General features: G+C 72.2%; 11 protein-coding genes. 2 read left to right on the top strand and 9 right to left on the bottom strand.

The window, feature by feature from the left end:
- The first annotated feature begins 2 nt into the window (after positions 1-2).
- Positions 3-443 carry a hypothetical protein gene (locus ACZ7OH_RS23550; RefSeq protein WP_470282723.1) on the top strand — a complete coding sequence of 147 codons (441 nt, stop codon included), beginning with the start codon at positions 3-5 and terminating at the stop codon, positions 441-443.
- Here the strand turns inward: ACZ7OH_RS23550 and ACZ7OH_RS23545 are convergent.
- The 9 genes from ACZ7OH_RS23545 to ACZ7OH_RS23505 all read right to left on the bottom strand — a co-directional run bounded on the left by ACZ7OH_RS23545 (position 440) and on the right by ACZ7OH_RS23505 (position 13,953).
- Positions 440-2,551 (bottom strand): 3-hydroxyacyl-CoA dehydrogenase NAD-binding domain-containing protein, encoded by a 2,112-nt coding sequence (locus ACZ7OH_RS23545; protein ID WP_470282722.1) that lies wholly within the window; start codon positions 2,549-2,551, stop codon positions 440-442. The two genes, ACZ7OH_RS23550 and ACZ7OH_RS23545, sit on opposite strands and share 4 nt — an antisense overlap.
- Entirely contained in the window at positions 2,551-3,750 is a 1,200-nt protein-coding gene (locus ACZ7OH_RS23540; protein ID WP_470282886.1) for a thiolase family protein, read from the bottom strand. The genes ACZ7OH_RS23545 and ACZ7OH_RS23540 overlap by 1 nt, the downstream gene beginning before the upstream one ends.
- A 187-nt stretch (positions 3,751-3,937) precedes the next feature.
- Entirely contained in the window at positions 3,938-4,567 is a 630-nt protein-coding gene (locus ACZ7OH_RS23535; RefSeq protein WP_470282721.1) for a DUF998 domain-containing protein, read from the bottom strand.
- Positions 4,568-4,626: 59 nt separating this feature from the next.
- Positions 4,627-5,862, bottom strand: coding sequence for a hypothetical protein (locus ACZ7OH_RS23530; protein ID WP_470282720.1), 1,236 nt, complete (start codon positions 5,860-5,862; stop codon positions 4,627-4,629).
- 30 nt (positions 5,863-5,892) lie between these two features.
- The gene (locus ACZ7OH_RS23525; protein ID WP_470282719.1) at positions 5,893-7,485 is read right to left on the bottom strand and encodes an allophanate hydrolase; all 1,593 of its coding nucleotides are present in this window, start codon (positions 7,483-7,485) and stop codon (positions 5,893-5,895) included.
- Positions 7,482-11,009: an urea carboxylase gene (gene uca / locus ACZ7OH_RS23520; RefSeq protein WP_470282718.1), complete on the bottom strand. Its 3,528-nt coding sequence runs from the start codon at positions 11,007-11,009 to the stop codon at positions 7,482-7,484. The genes ACZ7OH_RS23525 and uca overlap by 4 nt, the downstream gene beginning before the upstream one ends.
- Complete coding sequence (locus ACZ7OH_RS23515) at positions 11,006-11,641, bottom strand: urea amidolyase associated protein UAAP2 (RefSeq protein ID WP_400889770.1); 636 nt, start codon at positions 11,639-11,641, stop codon at positions 11,006-11,008. The genes uca and ACZ7OH_RS23515 overlap by 4 nt, the downstream gene beginning before the upstream one ends.
- Entirely contained in the window at positions 11,638-12,471 is an 834-nt protein-coding gene (locus tag ACZ7OH_RS23510) for an urea amidolyase associated protein UAAP1 (RefSeq protein ID WP_470282717.1), read from the bottom strand. The genes ACZ7OH_RS23515 and ACZ7OH_RS23510 overlap by 4 nt, the downstream gene beginning before the upstream one ends.
- 12 nt (positions 12,472-12,483) lie before the next feature.
- Positions 12,484-13,953: an amino acid permease gene (locus tag ACZ7OH_RS23505; protein ID WP_470282716.1), complete on the bottom strand. Its 1,470-nt coding sequence runs from the start codon at positions 13,951-13,953 to the stop codon at positions 12,484-12,486.
- Between the two features lie 180 nt (positions 13,954-14,133).
- On the opposite strand from ACZ7OH_RS23505, the gene ACZ7OH_RS23500 reads away from it, so the two are divergent.
- On the top strand, positions 14,134-14,799 hold the full coding sequence (locus ACZ7OH_RS23500; RefSeq protein WP_400889776.1) for a TetR/AcrR family transcriptional regulator: 666 nt from the start codon (positions 14,134-14,136) through the stop codon (positions 14,797-14,799).
- Positions 14,800-14,804: the final 5 nt, after the last annotated feature.

The following is a 14,804-nucleotide window of genomic DNA, read 5'->3' as shown; positions in this document are numbered from 1 at the left end:
CTGTGATCTTGGGCGTGGAGGACAAGCCGCTGGTCCGCGTGGTCGCCCCGGCCGTTGCGCTCGCCGTGGCCGCGGGGGTGGGGCTGGCCTTCGGCGTCGCGGCCTTGAAGCGGCCGTCGGACCTGCCGGTCGACACGAACCCCGCGCCCCTGGCGGGGCACACGCTGTGCGCGGCCGTCGTCGTGGTCTTCCCCGCCGACGCCGAGCTGCGGGTGGCGATGCCGGCCGTGCGCGACGACCCGAAGGTCCGGCGGGTGTTCGTGGACCCGCCGTCGGTCTCGTTGCTCGCCGTCCCGGGCACCGACCTCAAGGCGTGGGCGCAGGAGCTGCACGCCCGCTTCCGCACGGCCGAGCGGGTGACGGTCATCGACTCCGACGCGACGGCGGCGCAGCTGAAACTCACCGCGCCGCCGCCGAAGTGCCCTCGTGAGGGCGAGTACTAGCGCGCCGGGACCGAGGCGACGCCCGGGGCGAGGAACGGCTTGCCGTTCACGCGCTCGGACACGCCGGAGCGGTCCAGGTACGGCGTGATGCCGCCGTTCCAGAACGGCCAGCCCGCGCCGAGGATCAGGCACAGGTCGATGTCCTGCGCCTCCGCGACCACGCCCTCGTCGAGCATGATCCGGATCTCCTCGGCGATGGCCGACAGCGCCCGCTCGCGCACCTGCTCCGAAGTGGACGGCCGGTCGCCCTGCGTCCAGAGTTCGACGACCTCGGGGTCGGGCGACTGGTTGCCCTTGTCGTCCCAGACCCAGACGCCCTTCTTGCCCGCCTTGACGAACTTGGCGAGGTTGTCGGACACCGTGAAGCGGTCCGGGAACGCCTCGTGCAGCGTCTCGCCGACGTGCAGCGCGATGGCCGGGCCGACGAGCTGCATCAGCGTCAGCGGCGTCATCGGCAGGCCCAGCGGCTCGAGGGCCCGGTCGGCCACGTCGAACGGCGTGCCCTCGTCGACGGTGACCAGCACCTCGCCGAGGAAGCGCAGCAGGAGCCGGTTGACGACGAACGCGCTCGCGTCCTTGACCAGCACGCTGGACTTCTTCAGCTGCTTGCCGACCGAGAACGCCGTCGCGAGCGACGCGTCGTCGGTCCGCTCGCCGCGGACGATCTCCAGCAGCGGCAGCACGGCGACCGGGTTGAAGAAGTGGAAGCCGACCACGCGCTCGGGGTGCTGCAGCTTCGACGCCATCGCGGTGATCGACAGCGACGAGGTGTTCGTCGCGAGGATCGCCTCGGGGGAGACGTGCTGCTCCAGCTCGGCGAACACCTGCTGCTTGACGCCCAGCTCCTCGAAGACGGCTTCGATGACGAAGTCGGCGTCGGAGAAGGCGGCCTTGTCGAGCGAGCCGGAGACCAGTGCCTTGAGCCGGTTGGCGCCGTCCGGGGAGACGCGCTTCTTGCTCAGGAGCTTGTCGATCTCGGCGTGGACGTAGCCGACGCCCTTGTCGACGCGCTCCTGGTCGACGTCGGTCAGCACGACCGGCACCTTCAGCCGTCGCACGAACAGCAGCGCGAGCTGGCTGGCCATCAGGCCGGCGCCGACGATGCCGACCTTGTTCACCTTGCGCGCCAGGGACTTGTCCGGCGCGCCGGCCGGGCGCTTGGCGCGCTTGTTGACCAGGTTGAACGAGTACAGCCCGGCGCGCAGGACGTCGGACATGAGCAGTTCGGCGAGGCCGTCGGTCTCGGCCGCGTAGCCGCGGTCCAGATCGTTTTCGCGGGCCAGCTCCAGCAGCTCGACGGCCTTGGTCGCGCCCGGCGACGCGCCGTGCGTGCGACCGTCCACAAGGGATTTGGCGCGGGCGATGGCGGCGTCCCAGCCCGAGCCGCGGTCGATCTCGCGGCGCTCCGGGGTGATTTCGCCGTTGACGACCTTGGCCAGCCACAGCAGCGACTGCTCGAGGTAGTCGGCCGAGCCGAAGACCGCGTCGACGATGCCGAGCTCGGCCGTCTGCTTGACGTTGAGCATCTTGTTCTGCGCCAGGGCGTTCTCGATGATCACCGTGACGGCCGCGTCCGCGCCGATGAGGTTCGGCAGCAGCTGCGTGCCGCCCCAGCCGGGGAACAGGCCGAGGAAGACCTCGGGGAACGCGATCGCGGCGGTGTTCTCCGAGAGCGTCCGGTAGTGGCAGGACAGCGCCAGCTCGAGGCCGCCGCCCATGACCGCGCCGTTGATGAACCCGAACGTCGGGATCTTCGACTCGGTGAGCCGGCGGAACACGTCGTGCCCGGTCTGGGCGATCTCGCGCGCCAGCTTCGGGTCGCTCACGGACTCGACGCCCGAGAGGTCGGCGCCGACGGCGAAGATGAACGGCTTGCCGGTGACGGCGATCGCGGCCGGCTCGGCCTCGAACGCCTTGTCCAGCGCGGTGTTCAAGGACACGAGCCCCTGCGGGCCGAAGGTGTTCGGCCGGGTGTGGTCGTGGCCGTTGTCGAGCGTGATCAGCGCGACGGGCTTGGCGAGCCCGGGCACCTTCACCAGCCGCGTCACGGCGTTGGTGACGACCTCGTCCGGGAAGGCGGCCTTCGCTTCTTCTGCGGTGAAAGTCATTACTTCGCCCCCTGGAGTCCGTTGTAGGCCGGGTTCTCCCAGATCACGGTGCCGCCCATGCCGATGCCGATGCACATCGTCGTCATGCCGTACCGGACGTCGGGCCGCTCGGCGAACTGGCGGGCCAGCTGCGTCATGAGCCGGACGCCGGACGAGGCCAGCGGGTGGCCGCACGCGATGGCGCCGCCCCACTGGTTGACGCGCGGGTCTTCGTCGTCGATGCCGAAGTGGTCGAGGAAGGCCAGCACCTGCACGGCGAAGGCCTCGTTGATCTCGAACAGGCCGATGTCGTCGATGGAGAGGCCGGTGCGCTTGAACAGCTTCTCGGTGGCCGGCACCGGGCCGATGCCCATGACCTCCGGCTCGACGCCGGCGAAGGAGTAGCCGACCAGCCGCATGGCGACGGGCAGGCCCAGCTCGCGGGCGGTGTCCTCGTCGGCGAGGATCGAGGCGGTCGCGCCGTCGTTGAGGCCGGCCGCGTTGCCCGCGGTGATCCGGCCGTGCGGGCGGAACGGCGTCTTCAGGTTCGCGAGGGTTTCGAGCGTGGTGCCCGGGCGGGGCGGCTCGTCCTCGGTGGCCAGGCCCCAGCCCAGCTCCTTCGAGCGCGTCGCGACGGGGACCAGCTCGGGGCCGATCTTGCCGGTCTTGACGGCTTCGGCGTAGCGCTCCTGGCTGCGCGCGGCGTAGGCGTCGGTGCGCTGCTTGGTGATCGCGGGGAACCGGTCGTGCAGGTTCTCGGCGGTCTGGCCCATGACGAGCGCGGTCGGGTCGACGAGCTTGTCGGCGATGATCCGCGGGTTCGGGTCGACGCCCTCGCCCATCGGGTGGCGGCCCATGTGCTCGACGCCGCCGGCGATGGCGATGTCGTAGGCACCGAAGCCGATGCCGGAGGCGACGGACGTGACAGCGGTCATGGCGCCGGCGCACATGCGGTCGATGGCGAAGCCGGGGACCGACTTCGGCAGGCCGGCGAGCAGCGCGGCGGTGCGGCCGATGGTCAGGCCCTGGTCGCCGATCTGCGTGGTGGCGGCGATGGCCACCTCGTCGACGCGCTCGGGCGGCAGTTCGGGGTGCCGCCGCAGCAGCTCACGGATGGCGTTGACGACGAGGTCGTCGGCGCGGGTCCCGGCGTAGATGCCCTTGTCGCCGGCCTTGCCGAAGGGGGTGCGTACCCCCTCGACGAAGGCGACGTTTCGCACGCCCCGCGCGTTCGGCGCGAGCGGCGTTGCTGGTGCGGCCACTGAAGCTCCATGAAGTAGAGGTCTGCGTTCGTTCGGGGGTCCGGGTGGCGGAGCCCCCGGCCCGGGGCGAAGCCCCGGTTGTCACTGCCCGCACGATAGCCCTTGTTACCCGCCGGTAACTAGTGCTGTGGCCCGGTCGAGTGGGCTACGGCACACTCTTGGGGGTGAGCGTCTGGCCCTTGAGCAGCCACGCCACGCCGAACGACCAGACGGCGACGCTCTCCAGCCACAGCGCCGGGTGCCATTCCGGCACCAGGTCGAGCGCCTTGGTGACGGCGATGAGGACCAGGCACGCGAGGATCGCCACGCCGCAGACGCGGTAGACGACCCCGACGCCCGCGGGCTGCTCGCCGTCGTGGGGGAACAGGCGCAGGCAGAAGTAGGCCAGCATCAGGAAGAAGACCGCGGCGAAGACCAGGTGCAGCACCCCCGACGTGCGGTCCCAGGCCGTCACGTCGCGGCCCGGCGTCGTCGGGAAGAGCGCGAGCCCGATCGCACCGAGGCCGGCGACGCTGCTGGCGACGTTGTCGACGAAGTCGTGGCCGTAGTAAGCGAGCAGGAACACCCCGGCCGCGCACATCGAGCCGACGAAGACATCGCGGACGTCGGTGTAGTAGTAGGCGCTGAGCGAGCCGGCGAGGTCGCCGCCGTCGAAGACCTGCTTGCCGAAGATGAGGACGAACGGCAGGGCCAGGCCGATGAGCCCGATGGCCCGCCGGAGGAACAGGTACGAGTGGACGAGCGTGCTCTGCGGGGATCGGGTTGCCGTGGTCATGCCGCCTCCGGGGTCTCACCGAGGTTCATCGGCGTTCTTCTGCCCCGGGAGGAGCGTTGTTATCCGACGGGTGCCCAGATCCTCAGCTGATCGTTACGGAGTTCGGCGAAGGCGCCGCTCGCCGGGTCGTGCGCGGTGGGGCGGAAGCCCTCCGCGAACCCGATCCGGGCGCCGTCGGCGGGGTCCCAGACCTCGAAGCCGGCTTCGGCGGTGACGTACAGCAGGCCGCGGTGGCCCCACATCGGTCCTTTCGGACCCGCGAACATCCCGAGCCGGGAGCCGCCGCCGGCGTCGCGCAGCTCGACGCCTTCGAGCATCGGCTCGTCCTCGCCGATGCCTTGGAGAGCAACGGTCTCCTCGCCGATCCAGGCCATCGGGGTGTTCCAGGAGTAGCCGCGGTCGGCGAGCATCCGACCGTGTTCGGGCGTGTGCCGATCACCGGCGAGCCATGCCTGGAAGTCGAGCGCCAGCGGGATCCCCACCGGGTGCCAAGCCCAGCCGTCGACGAGGAGGGACCGCCCGGACGGGCTCGGCAGCAGCGCGCCCTGGAAGTAGTCGAGGTAGTGCTCGGGGTTCTCGTCGCGAGTCGTGACGCGCTCGGTGAGCGGGCGCCCGGTGGCGGCGTCGAAGACGTCGAGCCGGTTCCAGTCCGTCGCCGTGACGACCAGCGGGCCGGTCCCGGCGTCGACGAACGCGACGGGGAACCGGGTGGTCTCGGTGTGGTGATCCTGCCGGTCCAGTGCGAGGGTCACCACACCCGAACCGAGGTCGACGACCGCGCCGTGGCGGCCGTGGTCGGTGACCACGGCCGCGAACCGGCCGTCTCCGGAGGTGTACAGGGCCGGGCCGCGGACGTGGCCGGCCCACTCCTCCGGCGGTTCCGGTGGCAGGTCGACCGGCCCGACGAGCCGGGGTTCGCCGTCGATCCCGACCAGGCCGGCCGCGGTGAGCGCGAGCCAGCCGTCCGGCAGCGGCGCGAGGCACCGGTCGTTCAGCGGGGTGACCGCACGGGGCGTCGTCGTCCAGGTGCCGCCGAGATCCCGGTCCCGTCGGAGGACCTCGGGGTCGCCGCGCCAGCCGAGGTAGGCATCGCCGTCAGCGCGTTCGAAGCAGCCGACACACGCTTCCAGCAATTCGGGCGCTACGGCTTCGGCGCACGCTTGGCACAGCAGGTCGTATCGGGTCGCGACGCCGGTGAGCACGCGGAAGCAGCCCGGTCCGTTGTCGGTGGTGAGGTGGGCGCAGACACGCGCCCCGGCGGCCGGTGCGAGATGGCCGCACGAAGAAACGTTCACCCACCCAGTATCCGGTGGCGCGCATCCGATTTATCCCAAGTGCGCCAGCCAGCCGCCCTTCGACGAGATATCCTCCGCGCCCTCTGTCGCCGCCGGTTCGCACAGGAAGCCGGACACCCATGTGCCGTCGGCCAGCTCCACCTTCCCGATCGCCAGCGGCGATGGCACCCGGGCCACGAACTCCCCGAAGCCCCGCACCGGCAGGTCCCACACTTCCGCCGCGATCGCGACCCCGCCCGACGCCACTCGCACCAGCCCCGGCTTCGGCGGCACGGTGTCCAACGCGAACAGCCGGTACGCATCCGCCGTGGAAACCGAAGCGACGAACCGACCACCGTGCGAAGTCAGCTCGTGGTTCAACGGCTGCCCGCGCAGGTGCGCGCCGACCACCGCCAGCGGGACCCGTTCGGCGCGCAGGCCCGCCAAGGCCGCCAGCTTCAGGTCGTCGTGCGGGGCGCCGACCAGCATCACGCCGAACGGGCGCCCGGCCACCGTGCCCGCCGGGACCGCCAAGGCGGACAGTCCGAACAGGTTGGTCGAGTTGGTGAACCGGCCCAGCCGCGCGTTGACCGCGACCGGGTCCGCGGCGACCTCCGCGAGCGTCGGGTGCTCGGTCGTCGTCGGGAACAGCAGCGCGTCGACGCCGGCCAGCGCCGCCCGCGCCTCCGCCCGCATCCCGGCCAGCTTCGCCTGGTCCGCGAACAGCCGGTGAGCCGGGATGTTCCGGGCGCCGGTGATGATGCCGTGTACCACCGGGTCGCAGTCGGAAGGGTGCGCGTCGAGGAACTCGCCCACCGCCGTATACCGCTCGGCCACGAACGCGCCGCCGTACAACAGTTCCGCCGCCTCCAGGAACGGCGCAGTGTCCACAGTGGTCATCTCGGCACCGGCCGCGGCGTAGTCCGCGACGGCGGCCTCGAACGCCTCCGCCCAACCCGCCGCCAACGGTCCCAGCTCGGACGGCACGCCCAGCCGGAACCGTCCCGTGTGGACCTGCGCGGGCTCGGCCACGCAGGTCAGCGCGAACGACGCTTCCTCGACCGTCCGCGCGAACAGCGACACGCAGTCGATGCTCGCGCACGCCGGGACGACCCCTTCCGTCGGCAGCAGCCCGGGTGTCGGCTTGAGCCCGACGATCCCGTTGAACGCCGCCGGCACCCGTCCGGAGCCCGCGGTGTCCGTGCCGAGCGCGAGATCCGCGATGCCCAGCGCGACGGCCACCGCGGACCCGGAACTCGATCCGCCCGAAACGTAAGCCGGGTCGACGGCGTTGCGGACCGCGCCGTATGGGCTGCGCGTCCCGACCAGGCCGGTCGCGAACTGGTCGAGGTTGGTCGTGCCGAGCACCAGCGCCCCGGCCGCCCGCAGCCGCGCGACGACCGGCGCGTCCACCTCCGGCTTGTACGCGTAGGCCGGGCACCCGGCCGTCGTCGGCAACCCGGCGACGTCGATGTTGCCCTTGACCGCGACGAGCTTGCCGTACAGCGGCAGCCCACGCTCTTCCAGTGCGGCGGCTTCGGCGAGCACTTCGGCTTCCGGCCGGAGGTCGATCCAGATCTCCGGCCGGTCCACCTGCTCGATCCGCCGGTACGCGGCCCGCACGCGTTCCTCGATGGCGGTCATCCCAGCACCACCAACGGCGTGCCGGGCGCGACCTGGTCACCGGGGGACACGAGCACTTCGACCACCTCACCGCCGGCCGGCGCGGGGATCCGCGCCTCCGTCTTCATCGCTTCCAGCGTCACCAGCGACTGCGCGTCCTCGACGCGTTCGCCCGCGGTGACGTCCACCCGCCACACCGTCGCCGCGAACGGCGCCTCGACGACGTGCCCACCCTCCGGGGCTTCGACCCGCTTCGGCGGCCGCGTCACCGGTTCCGGCTTCGGGTCGAACTCGCCCGCCGCGGCCCACGCGCGCCGCTCCGCCTCGAACGCCGCCGACTGCGTCGCCCGGAACTCCGCGATGCCCGAAGCGTTGTCCGCCAAGAACTTCTGGTACTCGGCCAGCTTGAAAGTGCCGTCACTGGTGTCCAGCGCCAATTGCCCGGACGAGCTCTGCGCCCGCAGGTTGAGGAGTTCCTCGGCCGACACCGGGTACCAGGAGATCCGGTCGAAGAACCGCAGGTTCCACGGCTGGTCGCCGCCGTGCCAGCTGTTCCACACCTGGACGGTCCGCCCGACGAACTGGTAGCCGCCAGGGCCTTCCATGCCGTAGATGCAGAGGTAGGCGCCGCCGATGCCGACGGAGTTCTCCGCGGTCCACGTCCGCGCCGGGTTGTACTTCGTCGTAACGAGCCGGTGCCGCGGGTCCAGCGGCGTCGCGACCGGCGCGCCGAGGTAGACGTCGCCGAGGCCGAGCACCAGGTACTCCGCGTCGAACACCGTGCGGTACACATCGTCCACAGTAGACAGCCCGTTGACGCGCCGGATGAACTCGATGTTCCACGGGCACCACGGCGCGTCGTCGCGCACGCCGGTCATGTACCGCTCGATCGCCTCGCGCGTCGCCGGGTCGTCCCACGACAGCGGCAGCCGGACGCTGCGGCTCGGCACCTCGAGGTCGGCGGTCGGCGGCAGGTCCCGCTCGAGCTCCCGCACCAGCCCCAGCGCCTTGCCGACGGGCAGCGCGTCCGGGTCGACGTGCACCTGCAGCGACCGGATGCCCGGGGTCAGGTCGACGATCCCCGGCACGCCTTCGGCCGCCAGCCGCTCGCCGAGCGCGTGCACCCGCATCCGCAGCGCCAGGTCGAGCTTCATCTCGCCGTACTCGACGAGCAGGTTGTCGTCCCCGCTGCGGCGGTAGGTGACCGACGGCTCGTCGCCGGTGGACGTCTGCCGGCCCAGGACACCGCCGTCGTGGCGACCGTCCCGAGTGGACGTCACCGCCGTCGCGGGCCGTTGCCGCAGCGCCGCCGCGTGGTCGGTGTCGATGGGCACGAACCGCACGGTGTCGCCCGGGCGCAGCTGCCCGAGCTTCCACCGCTCGCCGGTGGCGACCGTCGCCGGGCAGACGAACCCGCCGAGGCTGGGCCCGTCCGGGCCGAGCAGGATCGGCAGGTCGCCGGTGTAGTCGACGGCGCCGATCGCGTACGGCGTGTCGTGGATGTTCGACGGGTGCAGGCCCGCCTCGCCGCCGTCCGCGCGGGACCATCCGGGCCGCGGCCCGACGAGCCGGACGCCGGTGCGGGCGGAGTTGAAGTGCACCTGCCAGTCGGTGGCGTAGAACGTGTCGACGTCTTCGGGGGTGAAGAACTCCGGTGCCGCGTGGGGGCCTTCGAGCGCCCCGATCGTCCAGTGCGACGCGAAGTCCGGACGGTCGGCCACCGGCCCGACGACCGGGTCCGCGGGCTCGGGCCCGGGCCGCAGGACGTCACCCACGGCCAGTGCGCGGCCGCCGTGCCCGCCGAACTTGCCCAGGGTGAACGTCGCCGCGCTGCCGAGGAACGCCGGGACGTCGACCCCGCCGCGGACGAGCACGTAGCTGCGCAACCCGGCCGTGCACGCCCGGACGTCGAGCGTGCCGCCGGCGGGCACCTCGACCGGTGTCCACAAGGGAAATTCGACACCGTCGGCGAGCACTGTGGTGGGAGCGCCGGTGACGCACACCTGGGTGGCGTGGGAGAACCGCAGCGTCACGCCGTCCACAGTGCACTCCAGGCCGGGCGCGCCCTCGGGGTTGCCCAGCGCGAGGTTGCCCAGCCGCAGCGAACGGTCGTCCATCGGGCCGCTCGGCGGCACGCCGACGTGCCAGAACCCGGTGCGGCCCGGCCAGTCCTGCACGGTGGTCATCGTCCCGCCGCGCACGACGTCGATGCGGGGTTCCGCGTCCTCGATGCCGTCCAAAGTGGACGTGTCGTGCGCCGCCGCGCCGAACGCCGCGTCGGCGGCCGCCGCGCGCAGCTGCCCGAGGTTGGTGCGGACGCCGTCGACGCGGGTCGTCGCGAGCGCTTCCCGCAGGCTTGCGAGGGCGTCGTCGCGGTCGATGCCGGTGCAGATCACCTTGGCCAGCAACGGGTCGTAGTGCGTCGTGACATTCGTACCCGGCTCGACCCACGTGTCCACGCGGACGTCCGCGGGCAGCGCGACCCGCGTGACGAGACCCGCGCTCGGCCGGTGCCCGGCGCTCGGGTCCTCGGCGTACACCCGGGCCTCGACGGCGTGCCCGCGCGCCACCGGCACCGCGCGGAACATCGCGCGGTCGCCCTGGGCGAGGCGCAGCATCCAGGCGACGAGGTCGACGCCGTACACCGCCTCGGTGACCGGGTGCTCGACCTGCAGCCGGGTGTTGACCTCGAGGAACGCCGCCTCTTCGCGCTCGGGGTCGTAGACGTACTCGACCGTGCCCGCGGAGCGGTACCGCACGGACGAGCACAGCGCGACGGCGGAGTCGACGAGCTGCTGGCGGACGGCGGCGGGCAGGTCCGGCGCCGGGCACTCCTCGACGACCTTCTGGTTGCGCCGCTGCAGCGAGCAGTCGCGCGTGCCCAGCGCCAGGACCTCGCCGAAGCCGTCGCCGAACACCTGGACCTCGACGTGCCGGGCACGGCGCACCAGCCGTTCGAGGAAAACGCCGGAGTTCGCGAAGCTCTTGGCCGCGACGCTGCGGACGCTGTCCCACGCCTCGCGCAGCTCGTCAGGCGTCGAGCAAGCGCGCATGCCGATCCCGCCGCCGCCCCCGGTCGCCTTGAGCATCACCGGGTAGCCGATGTCCGCCGCCCGTGCCAGCGCTTCGTCCACATCGGACAGGAGGCCGGTGCCGGCCAGCAGCGGCACGCCGGCCGCGATCGCCGCCTCGCGCGCGGTGTGCTTGCTGCCGAACACCTCCAGGTGCTCCGGCGCCGGGCCGGCGAACACGAGCCCGGCGTCCTCGCAAGCCCGGGCGAACGCCGCGTCCTCGGACAGGAAGCCGTAGCCGGGGTGGACGGCGTCGCAGCTGGTGTAGAGGGCGGCCAGGACGATCGCGTCGGCCCGCAGGTAGCTCTCGGCGGCGGGCGCCGGGCCGAGCCGCACGGCCCGATCGGCGAGCCGCACGTGCGGGGCGAGGCGGTCGGCGTCGGAGTACACCGCGACGGTCTCGAGACCCAGTTCCCCGGCACTGCGCAGGATCCGGACCGCGATCTCGCCGCGGTTGGCGACGAGCAGCCTCACTCGCTGCCCCCGGGGGACGTCACGAACATGCGGACCGGCGTCGGGTCGAACCCGTTGCAGGGGTTGTTGATCTGCGGGCAGTTCGACACGAGCACGAGGACGTCGGTCTCGGCGCGCAGCCGGACCTCCAGGCCCGGCGCGGAGATCCCGTCGACGATGCCGAGCGTGCCGTCTTCCTCGACCGGCACGTTCATGTACCAGTTGACGTTGCTGACCAGGTCCCGCTTGCCCAGGCCCCACTTCGCGCCTTCGATGAGGAAGTTCTCGACGCAGGCGTGCTGGAAGCGGGTGTGCTGGCCGTAGCGGAGGCTGTTGGACTCCTTGCTGCACGCGCCGCCGAGCGTGTCGTGGCGCCCGCACGTGTCGGCGACGACGGTCAGCAGCGGCGCGCCCTCCTGGGTGCGCAGGACGCTGCCCGTGGTGAGGAAGATGTTGCGCTGCGCGGCGATCGTCGCCGCCGCGCTGTAGCGCTTGGCCGTGTCGTTGGCGTCGTAGCAGAGGAAGTCGACGGCCTGGTTGCCGCCCAGGTCGACGATCGCCAGCTCGCTGCCGCGCTTCAGCACCGTCGAGAACGGGGCGCGCGCCGGGACGTCGAACGTCAGCTCCAGCCGGGACTCGTACGCCGTGCTCATGCGATCCCCCGGGCGGTCAGGTAGTCGGCGGTGTTCTCGAACGCCCGCTGCGCCTCCGGCGAGTGCGTCCACTCCGGACTGTCCGGAGTGGACGGGTGGTCGCGCCAGGCGAGGACTTCGAGGTTCGTCGCGGTGTAGTCCGGCCGCGGGTCGACCGGGTGCGGCACGTTGACGAGCAGCACGACCGACGGGATCTCGATCCGCAGCTCGACGGACTTGCCGGCACCCGCGGAGCCGGTGAACTCCAGGTTGCCCTCCGGCTGCACCCGCACGCCCTGGAAGAACGCCAGGCTCGGCGGCAGGTCCCGCGGCCCGAGGCCGTTCTTGGCCGCCGCCAAGGTGAACAGCGGCAGCCCGGCGGGGGAGGAGCCCTGCGGGGAGCCGTCGCCGTAGCGCTCGGTATTGCCGTCCACAGTGGACGTCCCGCACAGGGCGTCGTGCCGTCCGCTCGAGTCCGCGACGATCGTCGCGAGCACCCGGGCCTGGTCCGACAGCAGCGCCACCCTCTCGCCGAGGTAGGCGTTCCACTGCACCTTCACCGTGTCGGCGACGTTCAGCCGCTCCCACGGCTGGTTGGCGTTGAACAGCAGTACGTGCGCGCAGGCGTCGCCCTCGACGTCGGTCAGCCGCAGCCGCGTCCCGCGGGCCAGCACCTTGTGCGTGTAGCCGCCCCCTGCCACGGTCTCCGCCCAGGTCAGCGCCTCGGGCGCCACCCCGGGTGGGGGAGCGGGCCAGGTGCTCGCCGGGATCGACGGCATCGTTTCGACCACGGTGCCGGCCTGGGCGCGGGCGTGGTCGCGGGCGCCGTAGGTGGTGGCGGTGGTGCTCATGGACGTCCTCTCTCAGATCGCGGGTTCGAGGGCGGGAGCGGGGCGCAGCCGCAGCCAGCAGAGCCAGCCGATCACCAGTGCGCCGCCGACGAACTCTATCGGGAACAGCAGCATCCAGGGGCCGCCCGAACCGGTCACGTCGTAGATCTCCGCGCGCGGCCAGCCGATGTTGACGATCATCGCGATCCCGTAGAGCACGGCTGCCCCGTTCAGCGGAACGCCCCACCGTCCCAAGGAGAACCGGCCCGGCTCCGCGGGGAACTTCCCGCGCAGCCGCTGGACCAGCAAGGGCCCGGTGACCAGCAGGTACGCCAGGTAGACGACGACCACGGACGTGCCGGTGATCGTGCTGAACAGCGTCGGGTTGCCGAAGTTGAGCAGCAGCAGCCCGATCGCGAGCCCACCGGAGAGCAGGGCCGGCGCGACCGGCGTCCCCGTGCGCGGACTCACCGACGAAAGTCGGGTGGACGCGGGGAGCGCGCCGTCGCGGGCCATCGCGTAGATCAGCCGGACCGTGCCGGTCTGGATGGTCAAGGTGCAGACGACGACGGCGACTGCGACGTCGGCGAGGAAGACGCGGCCGAGGGTGTCGCCGAAGACGGCGGTGATCACGTACGGCAGGCCGTGCCCGGCGAGCTGTCCGTCGGTCAGGCTCGGCGCCGCCATCAGCGCGGTGACCACGACGGCCAGCCCGCCGATCCCGGACACGAGCACGGCCCGCAGCACCGCGCGCGGCGCTGTCTTCCGCGCGTTCTTCGTCTCCTCCGCGACCGAGGCGGCGGTGTCGAAGCCGTAGAGGACGTACGCCGCCATGAGCGCGGAAGCGAGCACGCCGCCGATCCCGGCGCTCGTACCCGGGGCGTCGTGCAGCACGACCTGCGGCCCGCGGACGGCGAACAGCCCGAGCCCGGTGACGAGCACGACGACGCCGAGCAGCTCCGCCGCGACCCCGACGTCGTTGATCCGCGCCATCAGCCGGACCCCGCCGGCGTTGACGAGCGTGGTGAAGACGAGTAGCAGGGTGCCGAGCAGCACGGCGTTGGCCGCGCCGGACGGCGACGTCACCGCCGGGTCGCCGCCGAGGAGCTGGAAGCCGTCCCACACCGACGGCAGCACGACCTGCAGCGCGATCGCGGCGGCGGCGAGGGCGACGACGCAGCCGAGCAGCATCATCCAGCCGGCGAGCCAGCCGAGGAACCCGCGGGTGAGCTGTTTCGCCCACTGGTACACGGATCCGGCGAGCGGGTAGCGCGCGGCGAGCTCGGCGAAGTTCAGGGCCACGAGCAGCTGGCCGGCGAGGACGACCGGCCACGTCCAGAAGAAGAGCGGACCGCCGAAGGAGTAGCCGAAGCCGAAGAGCTGGAAGACGGTCGTGAGGATCGAGACGAAGGAGAAGCCGGCGGCGAAGGCGGAAAACCCGCCCAGCGACCGGCGTAGCTCCTGGCGGTAGCCGAAGGCGGCGAGTTCGTCGGGTGGCGTCATGCGGGCTCCTGACCTCGTTTCGATCGCTTGACAGAAATTAAGCCGCCGCCACGACGTGATGATCTCCGGCGTGTTAGCGGCTCGTTAACGCCCCGGCCGACGGGACGTCAACGGCGACATCCGGGGGTAACCGCACGTCGGTGCGGGTGTCCGGGCGCCGGACCTGGCAAGATCACCGGCGTGGTCAAAGGGGCGGGGGTCGGCAGGCCCAGGGCGAGCGGCGCGGCGGCGAACCGGCCGGACGCGCGGCAAGCGGTGCTCGACGCCGCGGGCGAGCTGTTCACGGGAGCCGGCTACGCGGCGACGACGACGCGGGCGATCGCCGAACGCGCGGGCCTGCGCCAGGCGTCGCTCTACTACCACTTCCCGGCCAAGGAAGACATCCTCGCGGCGCTGCTGGCCGAGACGGTCCGCCCGTCGCTGGAGCTGGCCGCCCGCCTCGTCGCGGGCCCGGCCCCGGCGGCGGTCCGGCTGTGGGCGCTGGCGTACGCGGACATCGGCCTGCTCGGCGGCGCCCGCCACAACCTGGGCGCGCTGTACCTGCTGCCCGAGGTCTCCTCGCCCAACCTGGCCCGGTTCCGCGCCGAGCGGGCGGACCTGAAGGCGGCGTACGGGAGCTTGGTGGCGGCGGCCGGAGTCGCCGCCGAGTCGGTCGGGATCCGGACGGACCTGGTGTTCGGGCTGGTGGAGAGCATCGCGGTGATCCGCCGGGACGACCCGGAGCTGGACGTCGAGGCCCACGTGCGCGAAGGGGCCGACGGCGTGGTCCGGCTGGTCGGGCTGCCGGAACCGACGGACGAACTGCGGGCCCAGGCGCACACCCTGCTGGCGACGCTCGCCGACTAGCGCCG

The sequence above is a fragment of the Amycolatopsis sp. NPDC114478 genome, assembly GCF_055633805.1.
Note: the sequence above shows the minus strand (reverse complement) of the source record. Positions and strands in the feature narration are given on the sequence as shown.

Excerpts from the sequence above, each read along its gene's own strand:
- ACZ7OH_RS23545 (WP_470282722.1), bottom strand. The coding sequence starts at position 2,551 with ATGACTTTCACCGCAGAAGAAGCGAAGGCCGCCTTCCCGGACGAGGTC.
- ACZ7OH_RS23535 (WP_470282721.1), bottom strand. The coding sequence starts at position 4,567 with ATGACCACGGCAACCCGATCCCCGCAGAGCACGCTCGTCCACTCGTAC.
- ACZ7OH_RS23525 (WP_470282719.1), bottom strand. The coding sequence starts at position 7,485 with ATGACCGCCATCGAGGAACGCGTGCGGGCCGCGTACCGGCGGATCGAG.
- ACZ7OH_RS23515 (WP_400889770.1), bottom strand. The coding sequence starts at position 11,641 with ATGAGCACGGCGTACGAGTCCCGGCTGGAGCTGACGTTCGACGTCCCG.
- ACZ7OH_RS23510 (WP_470282717.1), bottom strand. The coding sequence starts at position 12,471 with ATGAGCACCACCGCCACCACCTACGGCGCCCGCGACCACGCCCGCGCC.
- ACZ7OH_RS23505 (WP_470282716.1), bottom strand. The coding sequence starts at position 13,953 with ATGACGCCACCCGACGAACTCGCCGCCTTCGGCTACCGCCAGGAGCTA.